Consider the following 19,942-nt stretch of genomic DNA (forward strand, 5'->3'; position numbering starts at 1 on the left):
TCGGGTTCGCGAATGCGAACCCGACAATTGGTTCCGGCCGCGGGATGTTGGGTTCGCGGACGCGAACCCAACCTACGGCCGAACGAGAGGATAGCTCTCCAGGATCTCATACACCGCGCCCTCGCGGCCGACATGGCTCTGGTACAGGTGGAAGGCATCGACCGGGAAGGGCTCGGCGCGGAACGGCGCATGCTCCAGCAGCCAGCGTTCGATCCGCTCGGCCGGCGCCTGGCGCAGCCGGGCCAGGGTGACGTGCGGGGCATAGCTGCGGTCGTCCGGCGGCTGGCCGGCGGCGACCAGGGCACGGTCGATCTTGGCGTGCAGGAAGTGCAGCGCCGGCTCCGCCGCCACCCCGGCCCACAGGGTCGAGGCCGTGCGCCTGGTGCCGAACCGGCCGACCCCGTCCAGCGCCAGGCTGAAGCCGGGCGCGGCCAGGGCGTGCAGCGCCTGGTCGATTTCCTCCGCCTCCAGCGCGTCGACCTCGCCGATGAAGCGCAGGGTCAGGTGGAAATCGGCCGGGTTGGTCCAGCGCGCCCCGGGCACGCCGCCCTGCAGCAGCGACAGGCGGGGCCGCAGCGCGGCGGGGATGGCGATGGCGATGAACAGACGGAGCATGGCGTTCCTCGGCTCAACCGAGGGCAAAGCCGGCGCGGTACCGCGCCGGACTGGTGGCGAGGCGACGGCGGAAATGATGGCGCAGCGTGTCGGCCGAGCCGAAGCCGCATTCGGTGGCGATGCGCTCGACCGGCAGGGCGGTGGTCTCAAGCAGCTCGCGGGCCAGGGCCAGGCGCTCGCCGACCAGCCATTCGGCCGGGGTGGTGCCGGTGGCCTCGCGGAAGCGGCGCAGGAAGGTGCGCAGGCTCATCCCCGCCTGGTCGGCGAGCCGCTCCAGCGGCAGCTCCTCGGCCAGGTGTCGCCTCGCCCAGTCGAACAAGGCGGCCAGGCGCGGCCGCTCCTCGACCTGCACCGGCCGGTCGACATACTGGGCCTGGCCGCCCTCGCGATGCGGCGGCACCACCAGGCGCCGCGCCACCTGGTTGGCGATCCGCGCGCCCCAGTCGCGCCGCACGATGTGCAGGCACAGGTCGAGGCCGGCGGCGCTGCCGGCGGAGGTCAGCACCTGGCCTTCGTCGACATACAGCACGTCCGGCACCACCTGGAGGTTCGGATACCGCGCGGCCAGCGCCTCGGCATAGCGCCAATGGGTGGTGGCGCGGCGGCCGGCCAGAACGCCCGCGGCCGCCAGCACGAAGACGCCGGAGCAGATCGAGACCAGCCGGGCGCCGCGGGCATGGGCCCGGCGCAGCGCGGCCAGCAGCGTCTCGGGCGGGGTCTCGCGGAAGTCGCGCCAGCCGGGGACGACGATGGTGCCGGCCTCCTCCAGCGCCTCCAGCCCGGCTTCGGCCTGGACCTGGACGCCGCCGATGGCGCGCAACGGCCCGGTCTCGGCGGCGCAGACGGCGAAGCGATACCAGTCGGGGAACTCCGGTCGCGGCAGGCCGAACACCTCGACCGCGACGCCGAACTCGAAGGTGCACAGCCCGTCATAGGCGAGCACGGCGACGGTGCGGTTCGGGGGCGGGCGGGTCATAGGCGATGGGAACGCCATCGCGGCCGGAGCGTCAAGGACGCGCGTCCTCGACGCTCCGGCCTGCGCTCAGATGTGGATCGGCCGGCCGTCGACCGCGAGGGCGGCTTCCTTGACCACCTCGTTCAGGGTCGGGTGGGCGTGGCAGGTGCGGGCGATGTCCTCGGCCGAGGCGCCGAACTCCATCGCCAGCACGCATTCGGCGATGATGGTGCCGGCCTCGGCGCCGATGATGTGCACGCCCAGCACCCGGTCGGTCTTGGCGTCGGCCAGGATCTTGACGAAGCCGTCGGTGGCATTCATCGCACGCGCCCGGCCATTGGCCAGGAACGGGAACTTGCCGGCCTTGTAGGCCACGCCGGCCTGCTTCAGCTCCTCCTCGCTGCGGCCGACCGAGGCCACTTCGGGCCAAGTGTAGACCACGCTCGGGATCGCGTCGTAGTTCACATGGCCCGCCTGGCCGGCCAGAATCTCGGCCACGGCCACGCCCTCGTCCTCGGCCTTGTGCGCCAGCATCGCGCCGGCGATGACGTCGCCGATGGCGTAGATGCCCTCGACATTGGTGCGGAAGTGCTTGTCGGTCCTGATCCGGCCGCGCTCGTCCAGCTCCACGCCGGCGGCGTCGAGGCCCAGTCCGTCGGTGTAGGGACGGCGGCCGATCGACAGCAGCACGTAATCGGCCTCGATCGTCTCCGCGTCGCCTCCCTTGGCCGGCTCGACCGTCAGGGTCACGCTCTTGTCGGTCTTCTGCGCGGCGGTGACCTTGGAGCTCAGCTTGAACGCCATGCCCTGCTTGGCCAGGATGCGCTGCATCTGCTTCGACACTTCGCCGTCATTGGTCGGCAGGATACGGTCGAGGAACTCCACCACCGTCACCTTGGCGCCGAGGCGGGCCCAGACCGAGCCGAGCTCGAGCCCGATGACGCCGCCGCCGATCACCACCAAGTGCTTCGGCACCTCCGGCAGCGACAGCGCGCCGGTCGAGGTGACGATCCGCGTCTCGTCGACCTCGACGCCCTTCAGCGGGGTCGAGTCGGAGCCGGTGGCGATGATGAAGTTCTTGGCGGCGTAGGTCTTGCCCTCGACCTCGATCCGGTCCTTGGCGGTGAAGCGGGCGTGGCCGAGCAGCCGGTCGATCTTGTTCTTCTTGAACAGGAAGTCGATGCCGTCGGTGTTGGCCTTCACCACCTTGTCCTTGTGGCCCATCATGCCCGGCAGGTCGAGTTCGACACCCGAGACCTTGATGCCGAAGGCGGCCAAGGCGTGCCCGGCCTCCTCGAACTTCTCGGACGCGTGCAGCAGCGCCTTGGACGGGATGCAGCCGATGTTCAGGCAGGTGCCGCCGAGCGTCGGCATCTTCTCGACGCAGGCGGTCTTGAGCCCCAGCTGGGCGGCCCGGATGGCGGCGACATAGCCGCCGGGGCCGGAGCCGATCACGATCAGGTCATAGGTGGCTGCGGGTTCGGTCATCGCTCGCACTCAGCTTGCCGGAAGGTGGCCGCAACCTGCATGAGCAGGCGCCGCGCCGCAACTGCGTCGAGCGGGCAGCTGCCATCGCCCGGCCGGCGCCGGGTCACTCCGGCCGGCCGAGATTCTCGTCGAGGGCGGCGGCCAGGTCCCGGATCTGGCGATTGAGGGCGTCGAGCTGCGGCAGGGTCAGGCCGGAACGCTGCAGCAGCGCCTCGCCCAGGCACTGGCTGCGGGCGAAGAGCTTGCGGCCCGCCTCGGTCAGCCGGACCTGGACCTCGCGCTCATTGTCCGGGCTGCGTTGGCGCGTGACCAGCCCCGCCGCCTCCATCCGCTTCACCAGCGGCGTGATCGTGCTCGATTCGAGGGCAAGGCGCGCTGCGATGGCGCCGATGGTCCGGCCGTCCTCCTCGCCCAGCACGTTGAGCACGAGGTACTGCGGGTAGGTGATGCCCATCTCGTCCAGCATCGGCTTGTAGGTCCGGTTGATGGACATGTTGGTGCGGTACAGCGTGAAGCAGATCTGCTCGTCCAGCGCGAGCGGGTGGTCCTTCGGCAGGGGCATGCGGCGCCCTCCTGTTCCTGATGCGCGATCACATTTATCACGAAAAATGATATCGCGATAAAAAATTCACTGGACGCAGGCCGGGCGATCGGATATCTCAGATGTTATCGCGATAATAATTATTGCGATATCAACGGAGCCGCAGATGGATCACAGCGAGCACGGGACGGACGGAATTTCGCGCCGGCTCGTCCTGGCGGCGGGGGTTGGACTCGCCGCCGCGGCGGCCCTGCCGCATCCTTCCCTGGCGCAGACCGGCGCCGCGCCTTCACGCCCAACATCGGGAGACAGCACCATGAGCAGCGGACTGTTCACCACCAAGGACGGGACCAGCATCTTCTACAAGGACTGGGGCCCGCGCGACGCGCAGCCGATCGTGTTCCACCATGGCTGGCCGCTCAGCAGCGACGACTGGGATGCCCAGATGCTGTACTTCCTGGGCCAGGGCTACCGCGTGATCGCCCATGACCGGCGCGGCCATGGCCGGTCCAGCCAGACCGACATCGGCAACGAGATGGACACCTACGCCTCCGACGTGGCGCAGCTGGCGGCGCATCTCGACCTGAAGGGTGCCGTCCATGTCGGCCATTCGACCGGCGGCGGCGAGGTGGCCCGCTACGTCGCCCGGCATGGCGGCAACGGCCGGGTGGCCAAGGCGGTGCTGGTCGGCGCCGTGCCCCCGGTGATGGTGAAGTCGGAGAAGAACCCCGGCGGCCTGCCGATCGAGGTGTTCGACGGCTTCCGCAAGGCCCTGGCGGACAACCGGGCGCAGTTCTACCGCGACGTGCCCGAGGGCCCGTTCTACGGCTTCAACCGCCCGGGCGCGAAGGTCTATCCGAGCGTGATCGACAATTGGTGGCGCCAGGGCATGATCGGCGGCGCCAAGGCCCATTACGACTGCATCAAGGCGTTCTCGGAGACCGACTTCACCGAGGATTTGAAGTCGATCGAGGTGCCGACGCTGGTGATGCATGGCGACGACGACCAGATCGTGCCGTTCGCCGATTCGGCGCCGCTCTCGGCCAAGCTGCTGAAGCAGGGCACGCTGAAGGTCTACAAGGGCTTCCCGCACGGCATGTTGACCACCCATGCCGACGTGCTGAACCCGGACCTGCTGGCCTTTATCAAGGGTTGAGAATGGGTACGGGCGGCGGGATCACCGACCGCCGCCCGTTTCGAACCCGTCGAGGAGCCTATCGACGACTCAGTGCGAGCCGCTGCCGGACTGCCGGCCGCGCATGTAGTGCCGCTCCGGGTGGTAGCGCGGCTTGAACAGATGCTCGATCCAGTCCCGGATCCGGGTCCACATGCGTCGCGGGCCTCCTTCAGCCCTGGTTCAGTGCGGCGCGGACGGCGGCGAGGCCGTCCTGTCCGCCGCGGGTGGTCACGCCGGCCAGCCAGCCGGACAGAAGATCGGGGTGAGCCTTCAGATACCGCGCGGCGGCCGTCTTGCCGTCCGCCCCCTCGTCCAGGATCGTCCCCATGATCTGGTTTTCCATGTCGACCGTGAATGTCAGCTGTGACAGCAGCCGGGCGAGATTGGGGCAATTCTTCGACAAGTCTCGTCTCGTCACGGTGTAGACGGTGGCGCGGCCGAAATTCGGGCCGAAATAGGCGTCGCCGCCGCTGAGATAGGTGATCGGGAATTTCGCGTTCATCGGGTGCGGCTCCCAGGCCAGGAACGCGATCCATTCCTTGCGCCGCGCCGCCCGGTCCACCTGGCTCAGCATGCCCTGCTCGCTCGATTCGACCAGGGTCCAGCCGTCCAGGCCGAAATCCCTGGTGTCGATCATCTTCTGGATGTTCTGGTTCGCCGGCGCCCCGGGCTCGATGCCGTAGATTTTTTTGTCAAACTTGTCGGCGTGCTTGGCGAGGTCGGCGAAATCCTTCACCCCGGCCTCGGCGACATAGGCCGGGACCGCGAGGGTGAAGCGGATGCCGTCGAGATTCGGGCGGATCACCTCGATCGCCTTCTCGGCCGTCAGCGGTTCGATGAACCGACTCTGCGCCGGCATCCAGTTGCCGAGGAAGACGTCGATCTGGCTGTTCTTCAGGCTTTCGAAGGTCACCGGCGGGGCCAGGGTCTCCACCTTCTGGGTGTAGCCCAGCGGCTCCAGGAGGGTGCCGAGCACGCCGTTGGTCGAGGTGATGTCGGTCCAGCCCGGATCCGACATGCGCACGGTGGCGCAAGCATCGGGATCGGCCGCTGCGGCGGGGGCCGTGGCCAGCAGCAGCCCGGTCAGGGCAAGGGCGATGAGGCGCGCCATGGTTCAGTCTCCCTGTTGTTGTCGTCCTTGTCGGCGTCGTGGCCGCGCGCGACGCGCGGGAACCGGGCGGCGGCTTCCAGGTCGTCGAGATCCATATGGTTGCGGATGTATTGCCGGGTGGCGTCCTGCCGCGGCTGCCAATCCCAGCCATGCAGGGCGCCCCGGCGCAGCGCCGCATCCACGAAGCGGCGCCGCCGCTGGCTTTCCAGCACCTGTTCGCGCAGCCACGGCAGGTCCCAGCGCGCCGCCACCTCCGCCCGGAAGGCGGCGACGCGGGCAGCCTCGGCCGGGTCGGCGGCGCGGTTCACCCGCTCGCCTGGATCGGCGGCGAGGTCGAAGAGCTGGTCGGGATCGGCCGGGCTGTGGATGAATTTCCAGCCGCCGCGGCGGATCATCACGATCGGCGCCACCGCGCCCTCGGCCAGGTATTCGCCCAGGACCAGGTCGTGGCCGCCGGTGCCCGCCAGATGCGGCAGCAGGCTGCACCCGTCCAGCGGCGTCGGATGCAGGGGCGCGCCTTCGGGTGTGGCGAGATCGACCAGGGTCGGCAGCAGGTCGGCGGAGGACACGGCGGCGCCGACCCGGCGGGGCGCGAAGCGGCCGGGGGCGTGCACCATCAGCGGGATGCGGCAGCCGCCCTCCAGGAAGCTCATCTTGTACCAGAGGCCGCGCTCGCCCAGGAACTCGCCGTGGTCGGACAGCAGGATGGTGACCGTGTCCTCGGCCAGGCCGGCGCGGCGCAGCGCCTCCATCACCCGGCCGAACTGCTCGTCGACATAGGCGATGGCGCCGTAATAGGCGCGCCGGGCCCGGCGGGTCTGCTCAGGCGTGACCGGGGTGCGATCCAGCTCGCACACCGCGCGCAGCCGGCGCGAATGCGGGTCGTCGGCCGGCGCATCCTCGGGCAGCGGGATGTCCTCGTCGCGATGCTGGTTCCAGTACCGCTCCGGCACCGCGAAGGGGTCGTGCGGATGGGTCAGCGACACGGTCATGCAGAAGGGCTGGTTATTGCCGCTCCGCGCCAGGTCGTACAGGCGGCGCTCGGCCGCGAACACCACCTCGTCGTCGAAATCCAGCTGGTTGGTGCGGATGCAGGGGCCGGCATCGATCACCGACGACATGTTGTGGTACCAGCTCGGCCGCGCCTCCGGCCGGTCCCAGTCCGGGGTCCAGCCGAAATCCGCCGGGTAGATGTCGGTGGTCAGCCGCTCCTCGAAGCCGTGCAACTGGTCGGGGCCGCAGAAATGCATCTTGCCGGACAGGATGGTGCGGTAGCCGAGCGCCCGCAGCGCATGGGCGAAGGTCGGGATGTCGGAGGGGAACTCGGCGGCGTTGTCATAGGCGCCGATCGCCGAGGGCAGCCGGCCGGACATGAACACAGCGCGGGAGGGGCCGCACAGCGGGCTGTTGCAATAGGCGGCGTCGAACACCACCCCGTCCCGCGCCAGCGCCGCCATCACCGGCGCCTGCACCACCGCGTTGCCATAGGCCGGCAGGGCGAAGGGGGTGAGCTGGTCCGCCATCAGGATCAGGATGTTCGGTCGCCGCGCCTCTGTCCCCACGATCCGCTTCTCCATTGCTCATGTAACGACGGGTGCCGTGCCCCGGTTCAACCGACAGGGTGGGGTGCGACCGAAAGGATCGTGAAGACCGCGGCCGTTCATGGAGATATTATCTCCGCTTATGGCAACCCGTCGCCGCGACCTGCCGCCGATGCCGGCGCTCCTGGCCTTCGAGGCCGCTGGGCGGCTGTCGAATTTCAGTTCCGCGGCGCGCGAGCTCGGGGCCACCCAGCCGGCCGTCTCCCATCAGATCGCCGCATTGGAAGCAAGATTGGGCGCGGCCCTGTTCCGGCGGCTGCACCGCGGCGTGGCCCTGACCGCCGACGGCGAGCGGCTGCTGCAGGTGGTGACCCGGTCGCTCGACGCCATCGCCGACACGGCGGCGGAGATCCGCCAGGCGCGCGACCCCGGCGGGCTGACCGTGGCCACCGATTTCGGCTTCGCGACCTACTGGCTGCTGCCGCGGCTGGAGCGGCTGCGGGCGGCGCTGGGCGGGGTCGAGATCCGCATCCTGGCCAGCCAGGACGTGCTCGACCCGCGCGACCGCGCCGTCGACGCGGTGATCGCCTTCGGGTCTGGGCGTTGGCCCGGCTGCACCGTCGACCGGCTGTTCCCGGAGAGCGTGGTGCCGATCTGCAGCCCCGGGATGCTGGCTCGGCTGCCGCGCCTCGCGGCGCCGGCCGACCTGCTGGGCCAGCCGCTGCTGCATCTCGACAGCCCGGATCCCGCGCGCTGGCTCGACTGGGCCGGCTGGTTCCGCGGCCAGGGGGTGGACGGCGCGCCGCGCGGCCGGTCGCTGCGCTTCAACAACTACCCGCTGGTGCTGCAGGCGGCGCTGGCCGGGCAGGGGGTGGCGCTGGGCTGGCGGCCGCTGGTCGACGACCTGCTGGCCGCGGGGCAACTCGTCGCCTGCCTGCCGGCGCCGTACCGCACCCAGCGCGGCTATTTCCTGGCCCAGCCCCTGGCCGACCGCCCGGACCCGCTGCGCGCCGCCTTCCGCGACTGGCTGGTGGCCGAGGCCGCGGGGCGCCGGCTCGGCTAGGCGGGGTTCTGCTCGCGGAACCGGCGCCAGCCCTCGGCGCGCAGATCGCAGGCCGGGCATTCGCCGCAGCCGCGACCCCAGTCGTGCGACCGGCTGCGGTCGCCGCGATAGCAGCTGTGGGTCTCGTCGCGGATCAGTTCGATCAGCGCCTCGCCGCCCAGCGCCGCGGCCAGGCGCCAGGTCTCGGCCTTGTCGATCCACATCAGCGGCGTGTGCAGCACGAAGCGGCTCTCCATGCCCAGGTTCAGCGCCAGCTGCATCGCCTTCATGGTGTCGTCGCGGCAGTCCGGATAGCCGGAATAGTCGGTCTCGCAGACCCCGGCGACCAGGTGGCGCAGGCCGCGGCGATAGGCCAGGGCGGCGGCGAAGGTCATGAACACCAGGTTGCGGCCGGGGACGAAGGTGTTGGGCAGGCCGTTGTCCTGCATCGCGATCTCGACGTCGCGGGTCAGCGCCGTGTCGCTGACCTGGCCGAGCACGCCGAGGTCCAGCATGTGGTCGTCGCCCAGCCGCCCGGCCCAGGCCGGGAAGCGGCCGCGCATCGCGTCCAGGATGCCGGGCCGGACGTCGAGCTCGACCCGGTGCCGCTGGCCGTAATCGAAGCCGACGGTCTCGACCCGCCCGAAGCGCTCCAGCGCCCAGGCCAGGCAGGTGGCCGAATCCTGCCCGCCGGAGAACAGCACCAGCGCGCCTTCGGTCTCAGCGGCCATCGTATTCCGCCCAGCAGTTCGGGGTCTCGTAGACGGCGACGGCGGCCAGCAGCGGCAGGGCCGGCCGCACCCGGTCCCAGATCCAGGTCGCGATGTGCTCGGCCGTCGGGTTCTCCAGCCCCTCGATCTCGTTCAGGCAGTAATGGTCCAGCCGGGCCAGGATCGGCGCGAAGGCGGCCTCGACGTCGAAGAAGTCGACGACGAAGCCGGTCTCGGGGTCGACCGGGCCCTCCAGCCGCAGCTCGACCCGATAGGAATGGCCGTGCATCCGGTGGCAGCGATGCGTCGCCGGGACATTGGGCAGACGGTGCGCCGCCTCGAAGGTGAAGGCCTGGGTGATCCTCATGGAATCCCGATCAGCTTGTGGGTCTGCAGGCTCAGCCGCCATTGCGGGTGGGACAGGCAATAGGCGACCGCCGCCTCGGTGTTGGCGACCCGGTCCGGCCCGTCCATCGGCTGCAGCCAGAAATGGGTGAAGTCGAGATCCGCCACCGCCTCGGGCGGCAGATCGGGCTGCGGGTAGACCAGCTTCAGCTCGCCGCCGCGGCGCGCGGCCAAAGGCGCGCCGGCCTTGGGGCTGACGCAGACCCAGTCCAGCTCCGCCGGCGGATCGATCGTGCCATTGGTCTCGACCGCGGCGCTGAAGCCGCGGGCATGGATCGCGTCCAGCAGGGCACGGTCCAGCTGCAGCAGCGGCTCGCCGCCGGTGAAGACGACGAAGCGGTCCGCGTCCGGCCCGTCCCAGCAGGTCTCGATCGCCGCAGCCAGCGCCTCGGCCGTGCCGAAGCGGCCGCCGCCCGGCCCGTCGGTGCCCAGGAAGTCGGTGTCGCAGAAGCGGCACACCGCCTCGGCGCGGTCCTGCTCGCGGCCGGTCCACAGGTTGCAGCCGACGAAGCGGCAGAACACCGAGGCGCGCCCGGCATGGCGGCCCTCGCCCTGCAGGGTCTTGAAGATCTCTTTGACGACGTAGCCCATCACGCTGGTCCAGCGCGGCTCCCGGTGGCCCCATGGGCGGGGCCGTTGCCGCGCGGCGCGGTTTTAGCCGGTTTCGCCGCGCGGGTCAGGTGCGAATTGCCGCGGGTGGGGCATTGCCTCGGCCCTCGACCAGGGCGGCATGGCGCTCTGCTGGCGCCGAAAGGCTGAGGGCAGAGTCACCATCTCCGGATCAGGATCGGTAACCGATTAGAATGACTAATAAATATACTTCAACGTGAATGAAAGCGATTCCGAAAGACAGATATGATCAATTCTGATGGAATTTTCCGATAAAGGAATCTTTTATTTTTTGAATCAAGGGGTTGCGAGGGTCGCCATATCGGGTTATGCGATATTTCGTCTGCATTGCTTCGAATGCAGATCTTGTTGAAAGGGATATAGGAGATCCACGATATGGCATTCGATCTTCTTGGCGGTTTGCTTGGCGCCGTGGGGCAGCTTCTGGGCGGCGACAGCGGCAATCCGGTCGATGGTCTGGGCGATGGCCTGGGAGTCGGCATCGACAAGGGAACGGAGGCCGGGAACAACGGCCTCCTGGGCGTTGTCGGCGGGGCGGCCGGCGGCATTGTCGGCTTGCTGATCGGTGCGGCCGACAATCTCGGGGACTCGCTCGACAAGATCCCGGTGCTCGGCGAAGTGCTCGGTAGTGTGCTGCATCTCGGGAGCGATCTCGTCGACGGGCTGGCCGTCGCCGCGGTCGCGATCGCGGATGGCGCCCTGAGCCTCGGCGATACCCTCGACCTCGGCCCGATCAGCCAGGTGCTGAACGGCGACACCGGGGGGCTGGTCGGCGGCCTCGGGACCGGCCTGCAACTCGGGGTGGAATACGGGGCCGAGGTCAGCGGGGCCGGCTTGGCCGGGAGTGTCGGCGGGATCGTCGGCGGCCTCCTCGGCTTCGCCAACGGCACTCTCGAAAACATCGGCGTCGACCTGGGACTGGGTGGCGACGACCTGCCGTTGCAGGGCGACTACCTGCTGTAAGCCGGGCGCCTGAAACGCATCGAGGCCCGCGCCGGGCGCGGGCCTCGATTCCGATGGTCGGCCGAACCCGGCCGTTCAGCTGCTGGTCAGCTTCGACAGGTCGAGCGGCAGCGAGCGCAGGCGCTGGCCGGTGGCGGCGAAGACCGCGTTGCCGATCGCCGGCGCCAGCCCGGGCACGCCCGGCTCGCCGATGCCGGTCGGCGCCTCGGCCGACGGCACGATGTGCACCTCGACCTTCGGCATCTCCGACATCCGGGTCGGCTCATAGGTGTCGAAATTGGCCTGCTCCACCTCGCCGTCCTTGAGCGTGATCCTGTTGCGCAGGACGACGGAGAGAGCGAAGCCGACCGACCCCTCGACCTGGGCCCGGATCACGTCGGGGTTGACGGCGATGCCGCAATCGACCGCCGCCACCACCCGGTCCACCTTCAGCGTGCCGCCCTCGACCGAGACCTCGGCGACGGTGGCGACATAACTGCCGAAGGACTGGTGCACGGCGACGCCGCGGCCCTTGCCGGCCGGCAGGGGCTGGCCCCAGCCCGCCTTCTCCGCCACCAGCGCCAGCACGCCGGCGTGGCGCGGTTGGTCCTTCAGCAGCGCGGTGCGGAAGGCGACCGGGTCCTGGCCGGCGGCATGGGCCAGCTCGTCGACCACGGTCTCGACCGCATGGGCGGTGTGGGTGTGCCCGACCGAGCGCCACCACAGCACCGGCACGCCCTCCTTGGCATTGTGCACCGTCGCGGTCAGGTCCGGCACCGCATAGGCGGTGTCCGAGGCGCCCTCGATGCTGGTGGCGTCGATGCCGTCCTTCACCGCGAAGGCCTCGAAGGAGGTGCCGATCATGATCGACTTGGCGACCACGACATGGTCCCAGCCGCTGACATTGCCGGCCGCGTCCACCCCGGCCCGGACCTTGTGATAGGCCATCGGCCGGTAATAGCCGGCCTTCATGTCGTCCTCGCGGGTCCGCAGCAGGTGGATCGGCGCCTTCGCGCCGGTGGCCTTGACGATCATCGCCGCCTCGGCCGCGTAGTCAGCGGTCGGGGTGGCGCGCCGGCCGAAGGAGCCGCCGGTGTAGGTCGAGTTGATCGTCACCTGCTCCGGCTTCAGGCCGAGGATGGCGGCGATCGTCGCCTGCTCGATGGTCTGGAACTGCGACCCGGCCCACCACACGGCGCCGTCCTTGGTCGGCTCCAGCACACCGTTCAGCGGCTCCATCGGCGCATGGGCGAGGTAGGGGAACTCGAACTCCGCCTCGACCAGCTTGGCCGCCTTCTTCAGAGCGGCCTCAGCGTCGCCGCGCTTGGCCGCGGGCAGGCCCGGCGTCTGCGCCATGGTCTTGTAGTCGGCCATGATCGCGTCGGTCGAACGGCCCTCGGCCTGGCCGAAGTCCCAGTCGATCTTCAGCGCCTCGCGGCCCTGCATCGCCGCCCAGCTGTCCTTGGCCACGACCGCGACACCGGTCGGGATGGTGACCACGTCGACCACGCCCGGCACCTGCTTGGCCGCCGTCGAGTCGACGCGCTTCGGCGTGCCGCCGAAGCGCGGCGGATGGGCGACCAGCGCGGTCAGCTGGCCGGGGCGACGGACATCGATCGAGAAGCCGGCCTTGCCGGTGATCTTGGCCGGCGTGTCCAGCCGCGGCACATGCCCGCCGACCAGGGTGAAGGCCTTCGGGTCCTTCAGCGTGACGTCCGCCGGCGGCGTCAGCGCCGCCGCCTTGCCGGCGAGCTCGCCGAAGCGGGCGGATTTGCCGGAGGCGTGGCCGACGACGCCCTTCTGCACGGTGACCTCACCGGCCGGGACCTGCCACTCGGCGGCGGCGGCCTGCACCAGCATCGCGCGGGCCATGGCGCCGGCCTTGCGCAGCTGGTCCCAGGAATTGGCGATCGAGGTCGACCCGCCGGTGCCCTGGATCGGGCCGAAGGCGAGATTGTTGTAGAGCTTGGCGTCGGCCGGGGCGAATTCGAAGCGCATCTGGCCCCAGTCGGCGTCGATCTCCTCGGCGACGATGGTGGTCAGGCCGGTGGTCACGCCCTGGCCCATCTCGCATTGCTTGATCAGCACCGTGACGGTGCTGTCCGGTGCGACGCGGACGAAGGCGTTGGGGGCGAGGTCGCCGGCCGCGGCCATGGCGCGGCGGGCGAGCGGCAGATGGGCTGCGATCACCAGGGCGCCACCCAGGGCGCCGGCGCCCTTCAGGAAGGATCGGCGGTTCGGCCTGGCGAGATCGTCCCCGGGGAAGGCCGGGGCGACGATTGGCTGAGCAAACATGGATCGTCCCTTCGGTTCAGGCCAGCTGCGACGCGGCGTCGTGGATCGCGGCGCGGACACGCTGATAGGTGCCGCAGCGGCAGATGTTGCCGTCCATCGCCGAGACGATGTCGTCGTCGGTCGGCTTCGGCGTCTGGCTCAACAGGCCGATCGCCGACATGATCTGGCCGGACTGGCAGTAGCCGCACTGCACCACGTCCAGCTTGGTCCAGGCGGCGCGCACGGCCTCCGCGACCTTGCCCGACACGCCCTCGATGGTGGTGATCTTGCCCTCGCCGACATCGCCGACGAAGGTCTGGCAGGACCGCACCGGCTGGCCGTCGAGATGCACGGTGCAGGCGCCGCACAGAGCCTGGCCGCAGCCGAACTTGGTGCCGGTCATGTCGAGATGGTCGCGGAGCGCCCACAGCAGCGGCATCTGCGGATCGATGTCCAGCTCGTGGTCGGCGCCATTGATGTTGAGCTTCACCATGGTCGATGTCCCAATTTGGATGCGGTGCGGGGAACCGGGCACCGCGCCGGGCTGGCTGTCCGCGTTGTCCGCGGATCTGGGTCTAGATCGAACGTTCGATCTAATACGGCTAAAAATTCACGGGTTTCTGGCGATGGCGCGCCAGCACCCCTCGGCGATGTCGTCCAAAGTCGCGTCGTCCAGCGGCTCGTCCGGAGCCCGCCGGGCGAGGCGCGCGGCGACACCGAAGGACAAGTCGTAGACGATGTCCGTCGGCAACGGCTTGAACGGATTGCCGCCGTCGACGAAACCCAGCCGCCGGGCCAGGACGGCGAAGTTCTGGTCCTCCTTCGCCAGCTCCTGCAGGTCGGTCGGGCAGTGATAGGGCGAGTTCTCGTACTGCTCGAGGAACCGGGCCTCCAGCCGGTGGGTGCGGTAGAAATCGTAGGCGTTGCGCCAGGTGCGCTTGAACGCCTCCTTGGGGGAGACGCCGTCGACGCCGCCCTGCAGCATGGCCCGGGCCTTCACCGCCTTGACCTCCCGGTAGAGATCGCGGATCAACTCGTCCTTGCTGGCGAAATAGTGGTAGATCACGCCGGGACTCGCACCCGAGCGCTTGGCGACCTGGGACATCGGCGTGTCGTGGAAGCCACGCTCCGCCACCAGCTCCAGCGTCGCCTTCAGGATCGCATCCCGCTTGCTGTCGGTGTCGGGGAACACGGGGGACCATACTCGATCGAACGTTCGTTCTAGCTGGTTAGCCGGTCCGCCGGGTTCAAGTCAAGGCACGCGTCAGCGTTTGGCGCAGTCGAAGATGTTCTCCAGCGCGGTGCCGGAGCCGGCGAGGGTGAAGGGCTCGGTCACCGCCGGCTCCGCCAGGCCGACCGTCAGCGTCTTGCCGCGGCGCAGGGTCTCGACCAGCGCCTTCATCTGGTCGGTGGTGAAGGCCTTGGACGGACCCCAGTCGAAGCTGGTCGCGACCTCCTCGAGCGTGACGGCCATCGGCACCGCCGTGGCCTTGCCGTCGACGGTGAAGGTCACCGGGACCGACTTCGCCTCCAGGGCCAGCTTGCGCGGCAGCGAGAACAGGACGTAGGCGCCGGTGCGGCCTGCCTGGCTGCCCTGCGGCGCGATGTCGTCGGCGCAGTAGACGCCCAGATGGGCGCCGTCGGCATTGGTCAGCCCGGCATAGGCCGTGCCCATGTGAACGCCGGTGCCCCAGCCCTCGGCCTCCTGGGCCGAGGCCGGCACCGCGATGCTCAGCAGGGCGGGCAGGACGAGGAGAGCAGCGCGGATCAAGCTAGACTCCGAAACGAAGAAGGGCACGTCTTCACCGTGCCCTTCGGGTCGATCACATGTCGAGCAGGATGCGCTGCGGGTCCTCCAGGCACTCCTTGACCCGGACCAGGAAGGTCACGGCCTCGCGCCCGTCGATGATGCGGTGGTCGTAGGACAGGGCCAGATACATCATCGGCCGGATCTCGACCTTGCCGCCGACGGCCATCGGCCGCTCCTGGATCTTGTGCATGCCCAGGATGCCGGATTGCGGCGGGTTCAGGATCGGCGTCGACATCAGCGAGCCGTAGACGCCGCCGTTCGAGATGGTGAAGGTGCCGCCGGTCAGGTCGGCCATCGACAGCTTGCCGTCGCGCGCCTTGCGGCCCAGGTCGCCGATGGTCTTCTCGACCTCGGCGAAGGACAGGCCGTCGGCGTCGCGCACCACCGGCACGACCAGCCCGTTCGGCGTGCCGACGGCGACGCCGATGTCGTAGTAGTTCTTGTAGACCAGGTCGTCGCCGTCGATCTCGGCGTTGACCGCCGGCAGCTCCTTCAGCGCGACGATGCAGGCCTTCAGGAAGAAGGACATGAAGCCCAGCTTCACGCCGTGCTTCTTCTCGAAGCTGTCCTTGTACTGGTTGCGCAGCGCCATCAGCGCCGTCATGTCGACCTCGTTGAAGGTCGTCAGCATGGCGGCGTTGTTCTGCGCCTGCTTCAGCCGGGTGGCGATGGTCTTGCGCAGCTTGGTCATGCGCACCCGCTCCTCCCGGTCCTTCTGCGGCCGCGGGCCGCTTTCCGGACGGGTGAAGGCGGGGACCTCGATCACAGTGCCGGACGCGGGCGCGGCGGCCGGCTTGGCGCTGCCGGAAGCGGCCGCCTGTGCGTCCTCCTTCAGGATGCGCCCGCCCTTGCCGCTGCCGGCGATGGCGCCGGCGTCGAGATTGTTCTCGGCGATGATCTTGGCGGCCGACGGCATGGCGATCGGCGCCTCGCCGCCATTGCCCTTGGCTGCGGGGGCCGGGGCCGGGGCCGGAGCCGGCGCGGCGGCGGGCTTCGCCGCCTCGGCCTTGGCCGCCGGCTTGGCGGCCGGGGCGCCGGCGCCCTCGCCGATGCTGCCCAGGAGGGCGCCGACCTCGACATTGGCGCCTTCCTCGGCGACCACGGCTTCCAGCACGCCGGCTGCGGTGGCGTTGACCTCGAGCGTCACCTTGTCGGTCTCGAGCTCGACCAGCGGCTCATCCATGGCCACGGCCTCGCCCGGCTTCTTCAGCCAGCGGGCGACGGTGGCCTCGGTCACCGATTCGCCCAGGGCGGGCACCTTGATCTCGACGCTCATAGAGTCTCCGTTCCTTCCGGTCCGTGCGTACGGTGCTCGGCCTCTTTTGGAGTCAGTTGGCCGGGATCAGCCGACCGACAGGGCCTCGTCGACCAGCTTGGCCTGTTCCTGGTTGTGGCGGCGCAGCAGGCCGGTGGCCGGGGCCGCGGCCTCCGGCCGGCCGGCATAGCGCGGCCGGGCGCTGCGATGGCCGATCTCGGCCAGGGCGGCCTCGATCTTGCGGTCGACGAAGTACCAGGCACCCTGGTTCTCGGGCTCCTCCTGGCACCACACCACCTCGGCGTTGGGATACTTCGCCAGCTCCGCCCCCAGCGTCTTGCGCGGGAACGGGAACATCTGCTCCAGCCGGATGATGGCGACGTCCTTCAGGCCGCGCTCCTCGCGCTCCTTCTTCAGGTCGTAATAGACCTTGCCGGAGCAGATCACGACCCGCCGCACCTTGTCGCCGGCCACGAGCTCCGCCGTTTCCGGCAGCACGCGGTGGAAGGTCGACCCGTTGGTGAAGTCGGCCAGGGTCGACACCGCTTCCTTGTGGCGCAGCAGCGACTTCGGCGTGAACACCACCAGCGGCTTGCGGAAGTCGCGGTGGATCTGTCGCCGCAGCGCGTGGAAGTAGTTGGCCGGGGTGGTCAGGTTCACGACCTGCCAGTTGTCCTCGGCCGATTGCTGCAGATAGCGCTCGATGCGGGCCGAGGAATGCTCCGGCCCCTGGCCCTCATAGCCGTGCGGCAGCAGCATCACCAGGCCCGACATGCGCAGCCACTTCTGCTCGCCGGAGGAGATGAACTGGTCGATGATGGTCTGGGCGCCGTTGGCGAAGTCGCCGAACTGCGCCTCCCACAGCGTCAGGGCCCGCGGCTCGGCCAGCGAGAAGCCGTATTCGAAGCCCAGCACCGCGAATTCCGACAGCGGGCTGTCGTGGACCTCGAAGGCGGCCTGGCCCTCGCGGATGTGGTTCAGCGGGACGTAGCGCTCCTCGGTCTCCTGGTCGACCAGCACCGAATGGCGCTGACTGAAGGTGCCGCGGCCGGAATCCTGGCCGGACAGGCGCACCGGGATGCCCTCGGCCACCAGCGTGCCGAAGGCCAGCGCCTCGGCCGTCGACCAGTCGATGTCGCGGCCGGTCTCGATCATCTGCGCCTTGGCCTTGAGCTGGCGTGCGACCTTGGGGTTGACGTTGATGCCCTGCGGCACCGCGCTGATCGCCTGGCCGACCTCGCGCAGCAGCGCGTCCGGCGCGGCGGTGGTGCCGCGGCGATCGTCGCCCACGGCCGCGGTCAGGCCCGACCAGGCGCCGCCCAGCCAGTCCGCCTTGTTCGGCTTGTAGGTGGTCGACCCCTCGAACGCTTCCTCCAGATGCTTCTGGAAGTCGCGCACGACACCTTCGGCGGCCTCGGCCGTCAGCAGGCCTTCCTCGACCAGCTGCCTGGCGTAGATCTCGCGCACCGGCGGGTGCTTGGCGATGGTCTTGTACATCAAGGGCTGGGTGAAGGCCGGCTCGTCGCCTTCGTTGTGGCCGAAGCGGCGGTAGCAGAACATGTCCACCACCACGTCGTGGCCGAACTTCTGCCGGAACTCGATGGCGATGCGCGAGGCATGCACCACCGCCTCGGCGTCGTCGCCGTTGACATGGAAGATCGGCGCCTGGACGGTCCGCGCCACGTCGGTGCAGTAGGGGCCCGAGCGGGAATAGACCGGCGCGGTGGTGAAGCCGATCTGGTTGTTGATGACGAAATGGACGGTGCCGCCGACGCGATAGCCCTTGAGGTCGGACATCATCAGCGTCTCGGCCACCACGCCCTGGCCGGCGAAGGCGGCGTCGCCGTGGATCAGCAGCGGCAGGACCGCGTTGCGGTCCTCGTCGCGGCGCTGGGTCTGCTTGGCGCGGACCTTGCCGATCACGACCGGGTTGACGCATTCCAGATGCGACGGGTTGGCGGTCAGCGACAGGTGCACGGCGTGGCCGTCGAACTCGCGGTCCGAGGAGGTGCCGAGGTGGTACTTCACGTCGGCCGAGCCCTGGACGTCGTCCGGGTTGGCCGGGTTGCCCTGGAACTCCGAGAAGATCGCGGCGAAGGGCTTGCCCAGGAAGTTGGCCAGCGTGTTCAGGCGGCCGCGATGGGCCATGCCGACCACGATCTCCTCGAGGCCCAGCTGCCCGCCCCGCTTCAGGATCTGTTCGAGGGCGGGGATCATCGCCTCGCCGCCGTCCAGACCGAAGCGCTTGGTGCCGGTGTATTTGACGTTGAGGAAGCGCTCGAAGCTCTCGGCCGCGGTCAGGCGCTCATAGATCGCGCGTTTGCCCTCCGGGGTGAACTCGGTGCGGTTCTCGATCGTCTCGATCCGCTCCTGGATCCAGGCGCGGATCGCCGGGTCCTGGATGTGCATGTACTCGACGCCGATATGGCCGCAATAGGTGGCGCGCAGCCGGGTCACGATCTGGCGCAGCGTCGGGGTGTCGAGGCCGAGCTGGCCGGCGACGTAGATCGGACGCTCCATGTCGGCTTCGGTGAAGCCGTAGGTGGCGGGGTCGAGGTCCGGGTGCGGCTTGTGCACGGTCAGGCCGAGCGGGTCGAGATCGGCCAGCAGGTGGCCGCGCACGCGGTAGGCGCGGATCAGCTGCATCGCCCGCAGCGTGTCGTGGGCGGCGCGGCGGATCGCGTCGGCATCGGGGGCGGCGACGGGCGCCGCCGGCGCCTTGCCGGGCTTGGCGCCCTTTGCCGGCGCCTCGGTTGGCGCCTCCAGCCCGAAGGCCTCGCCCAGGCCGTTCAGCTTGACCGCGGGGGCGGCGCCGTTCTGCGGGCTCCAGGATGGTCCGGTGCCGACCTCAGCCTCGCCTTCGCCGAGTCCGGCGAAGAAGGCGCGCCAGCTCTCGTCCACCGAGGCCGGATCGGCCCGGTAGCGCTCGTGCAGCTCGGCGATGAAATCGGCATTCGGGGCGAACAGGAAGGAGCTTTGCTCCGACGGGCTACCCATCATTTCCAACGGCCGGTCTCGGGCCGTTTCCCTGGCGGTCGGTGGCCGCGTTGGCGCCGCGGCCGGGCGGTCCCTGGCGGGACGGGGCTCCAAGTGGCGCGCAACCTACGCCGAAAGTCCAAGAGATGAAAGATATGTCGGGCGCGGAACGAGCAATTTCCGGCGTCATTACGACAGATCTCCCACGCAAAGAACGCAAACGCGACATCGTGACAGACACGGACGGTCCGAATCGAGGGGATTCGGACATGAAAAAGCCCCGACCGGCAGAACCGGTCGGGGCCGAATCTCGGCTGCGAAGGGGATCAGCCCTTCATCGCCGCGAGCATGGTCTTGCCGAGGGAGGCGGGGGAGTCGGCGACGGCGATGCCGGCGGCCTTCAGCGCCTCGATCTTGTGGTCGGCGGTGTCGTGGCCGCCGGAGATGACGGCGCCGGCATGGCCCATGCG

Annotated in this window: 18 protein-coding genes and 1 pseudogene; 3 read left to right on the forward strand and 16 right to left on the reverse strand. The window is 69.5% G+C overall.

What is annotated here, in order from left to right:
• Positions 1-72 precede the first annotated feature (72 nt).
• The 4 genes from thpR to ACFW16_RS26470 all read right to left on the reverse strand — a co-directional run bounded on the left by thpR (position 73) and on the right by ACFW16_RS26470 (position 3,620).
• Positions 73-615 carry an RNA 2',3'-cyclic phosphodiesterase gene (gene thpR, locus ACFW16_RS26455; RefSeq protein WP_380310736.1) on the reverse strand — a complete coding sequence of 181 codons (543 nt, stop codon included), beginning with the start codon at positions 613-615 and terminating at the stop codon, positions 73-75.
• Between the two features lie 13 nt (positions 616-628).
• On the reverse strand, positions 629-1,591 hold the full coding sequence (ftrA, locus tag ACFW16_RS26460) for a transcriptional regulator FtrA (RefSeq protein ID WP_380310738.1): 963 nt from the start codon (positions 1,589-1,591) through the stop codon (positions 629-631).
• A 66-nt stretch (positions 1,592-1,657) separates the two neighbouring features.
• Positions 1,658-3,058, reverse strand: coding sequence for a dihydrolipoyl dehydrogenase (lpdA, locus tag ACFW16_RS26465; RefSeq protein WP_380310740.1), 1,401 nt, complete (start codon positions 3,056-3,058; stop codon positions 1,658-1,660).
• Positions 3,059-3,161: 103 nt separating this feature from the next.
• Positions 3,162-3,620, reverse strand: a complete 459-nt coding sequence (locus ACFW16_RS26470) for a MarR family winged helix-turn-helix transcriptional regulator (protein WP_380310742.1) — start codon at positions 3,618-3,620, stop codon at positions 3,162-3,164.
• A gap of 295 nt (positions 3,621-3,915) precedes the next feature.
• Between ACFW16_RS26470 and ACFW16_RS26475 the strand changes: the two genes are divergently transcribed.
• A complete protein-coding gene (locus tag ACFW16_RS26475) occupies positions 3,916-4,755 on the forward strand; it encodes an alpha/beta fold hydrolase (RefSeq protein WP_380310743.1) in 840 nt (279 codons plus the stop codon).
• 190 nt (positions 4,756-4,945) lie between these two features.
• On the opposite strand, the gene ACFW16_RS26480 is transcribed toward ACFW16_RS26475, so the two are convergent.
• Both ACFW16_RS26480 and betC read right to left on the reverse strand, forming a co-directional pair.
• Entirely contained in the window at positions 4,946-5,887 is a 942-nt protein-coding gene (locus ACFW16_RS26480) for a choline ABC transporter substrate-binding protein (RefSeq protein WP_380310745.1), read from the reverse strand.
• Complete coding sequence (gene betC / locus ACFW16_RS26485; RefSeq protein ID WP_380310747.1) at positions 5,860-7,449, reverse strand: choline-sulfatase; 1,590 nt, start codon at positions 7,447-7,449, stop codon at positions 5,860-5,862. Before betC ends, ACFW16_RS26480 begins: the two co-directional genes overlap by 28 nt.
• Before the next feature lie 121 nt (positions 7,450-7,570).
• Between betC and ACFW16_RS26490 the strand changes: the two genes are divergently transcribed.
• Positions 7,571-8,491, forward strand: coding sequence for a choline sulfate utilization transcriptional regulator (locus tag ACFW16_RS26490; protein ID WP_380310748.1), 921 nt, complete (start codon positions 7,571-7,573; stop codon positions 8,489-8,491).
• Here the strand turns inward: ACFW16_RS26490 and queC are convergent.
• Genes queC through queE form a run of 3 tightly spaced genes read right to left on the reverse strand, consistent with a single transcriptional unit; the run spans position 8,488 to position 10,176 of the window.
• Positions 8,488-9,201 carry a 7-cyano-7-deazaguanine synthase QueC gene (gene queC / locus ACFW16_RS26495; RefSeq protein ID WP_380310750.1) on the reverse strand — a complete coding sequence of 238 codons (714 nt, stop codon included), beginning with the start codon at positions 9,199-9,201 and terminating at the stop codon, positions 8,488-8,490. The two genes, ACFW16_RS26490 and queC, sit on opposite strands and share 4 nt — an antisense overlap.
• A complete protein-coding gene (gene queD, locus ACFW16_RS26500; protein WP_380310752.1) occupies positions 9,191-9,547 on the reverse strand; it encodes a 6-carboxytetrahydropterin synthase QueD in 357 nt (118 codons plus the stop codon). The genes queC and queD overlap by 11 nt, the downstream gene beginning before the upstream one ends.
• Positions 9,544-10,176 (reverse strand): 7-carboxy-7-deazaguanine synthase, encoded by a 633-nt coding sequence (gene queE, locus ACFW16_RS26505; protein WP_380310754.1) that lies wholly within the window; start codon positions 10,174-10,176, stop codon positions 9,544-9,546. Before queE ends, queD begins: the two co-directional genes overlap by 4 nt.
• A 414-nt stretch (positions 10,177-10,590) precedes the next feature.
• On the opposite strand from queE, the gene ACFW16_RS26510 reads away from it, so the two are divergent.
• Positions 10,591-11,178 carry a hypothetical protein gene (locus ACFW16_RS26510; protein ID WP_380310756.1) on the forward strand — a complete coding sequence of 196 codons (588 nt, stop codon included), beginning with the start codon at positions 10,591-10,593 and terminating at the stop codon, positions 11,176-11,178.
• A 75-nt stretch (positions 11,179-11,253) separates the two neighbouring features.
• On the opposite strand, the gene ACFW16_RS26515 is transcribed toward ACFW16_RS26510, so the two are convergent.
• From ACFW16_RS26515 to ACFW16_RS26545, 7 genes and pseudogenes are all read right to left on the reverse strand, one after another.
• The gene (locus ACFW16_RS26515; RefSeq protein WP_380310758.1) at positions 11,254-13,452 is read right to left on the reverse strand and encodes a molybdopterin cofactor-binding domain-containing protein; all 2,199 of its coding nucleotides are present in this window, start codon (positions 13,450-13,452) and stop codon (positions 11,254-11,256) included.
• A gap of 16 nt (positions 13,453-13,468) precedes the next feature.
• Positions 13,469-13,924, reverse strand: a complete 456-nt coding sequence (locus ACFW16_RS26520) for a (2Fe-2S)-binding protein (RefSeq protein ID WP_380310760.1) — start codon at positions 13,922-13,924, stop codon at positions 13,469-13,471.
• Positions 13,925-14,041: 117 nt separating this feature from the next.
• Positions 14,042-14,623 (reverse strand): TetR/AcrR family transcriptional regulator, encoded by a 582-nt coding sequence (locus tag ACFW16_RS26525; RefSeq protein ID WP_380310762.1) that lies wholly within the window; start codon positions 14,621-14,623, stop codon positions 14,042-14,044.
• Positions 14,624-14,695: 72 nt separating this feature from the next.
• Complete coding sequence (locus tag ACFW16_RS26530; RefSeq protein WP_380310764.1) at positions 14,696-15,202, reverse strand: hypothetical protein; 507 nt, start codon at positions 15,200-15,202, stop codon at positions 14,696-14,698.
• Positions 15,203-15,254: 52 nt separating this feature from the next.
• Positions 15,255-16,517: a 2-oxoglutarate dehydrogenase complex dihydrolipoyllysine-residue succinyltransferase gene (gene odhB / locus ACFW16_RS26535; RefSeq protein WP_380310765.1), complete on the reverse strand. Its 1,263-nt coding sequence runs from the start codon at positions 16,515-16,517 to the stop codon at positions 15,255-15,257.
• Positions 16,518-16,583: 66 nt separating this feature from the next.
• Complete coding sequence (locus ACFW16_RS26540) at positions 16,584-19,493, reverse strand: 2-oxoglutarate dehydrogenase E1 component (RefSeq protein WP_380310767.1); 2,910 nt, start codon at positions 19,491-19,493, stop codon at positions 16,584-16,586.
• 305 nt (positions 19,494-19,798) lie between these two features.
• A pseudogene (locus ACFW16_RS26545) lies at positions 19,799-19,942 on the reverse strand (succinate--CoA ligase subunit alpha); the annotation flags it as partial.

The sequence above is a fragment of the Inquilinus sp. NPDC058860 genome, from assembly GCF_042743185.1.
Lineage (GTDB): Bacteria > Pseudomonadota > Alphaproteobacteria > DSM-16000 > Inquilinaceae > Inquilinus.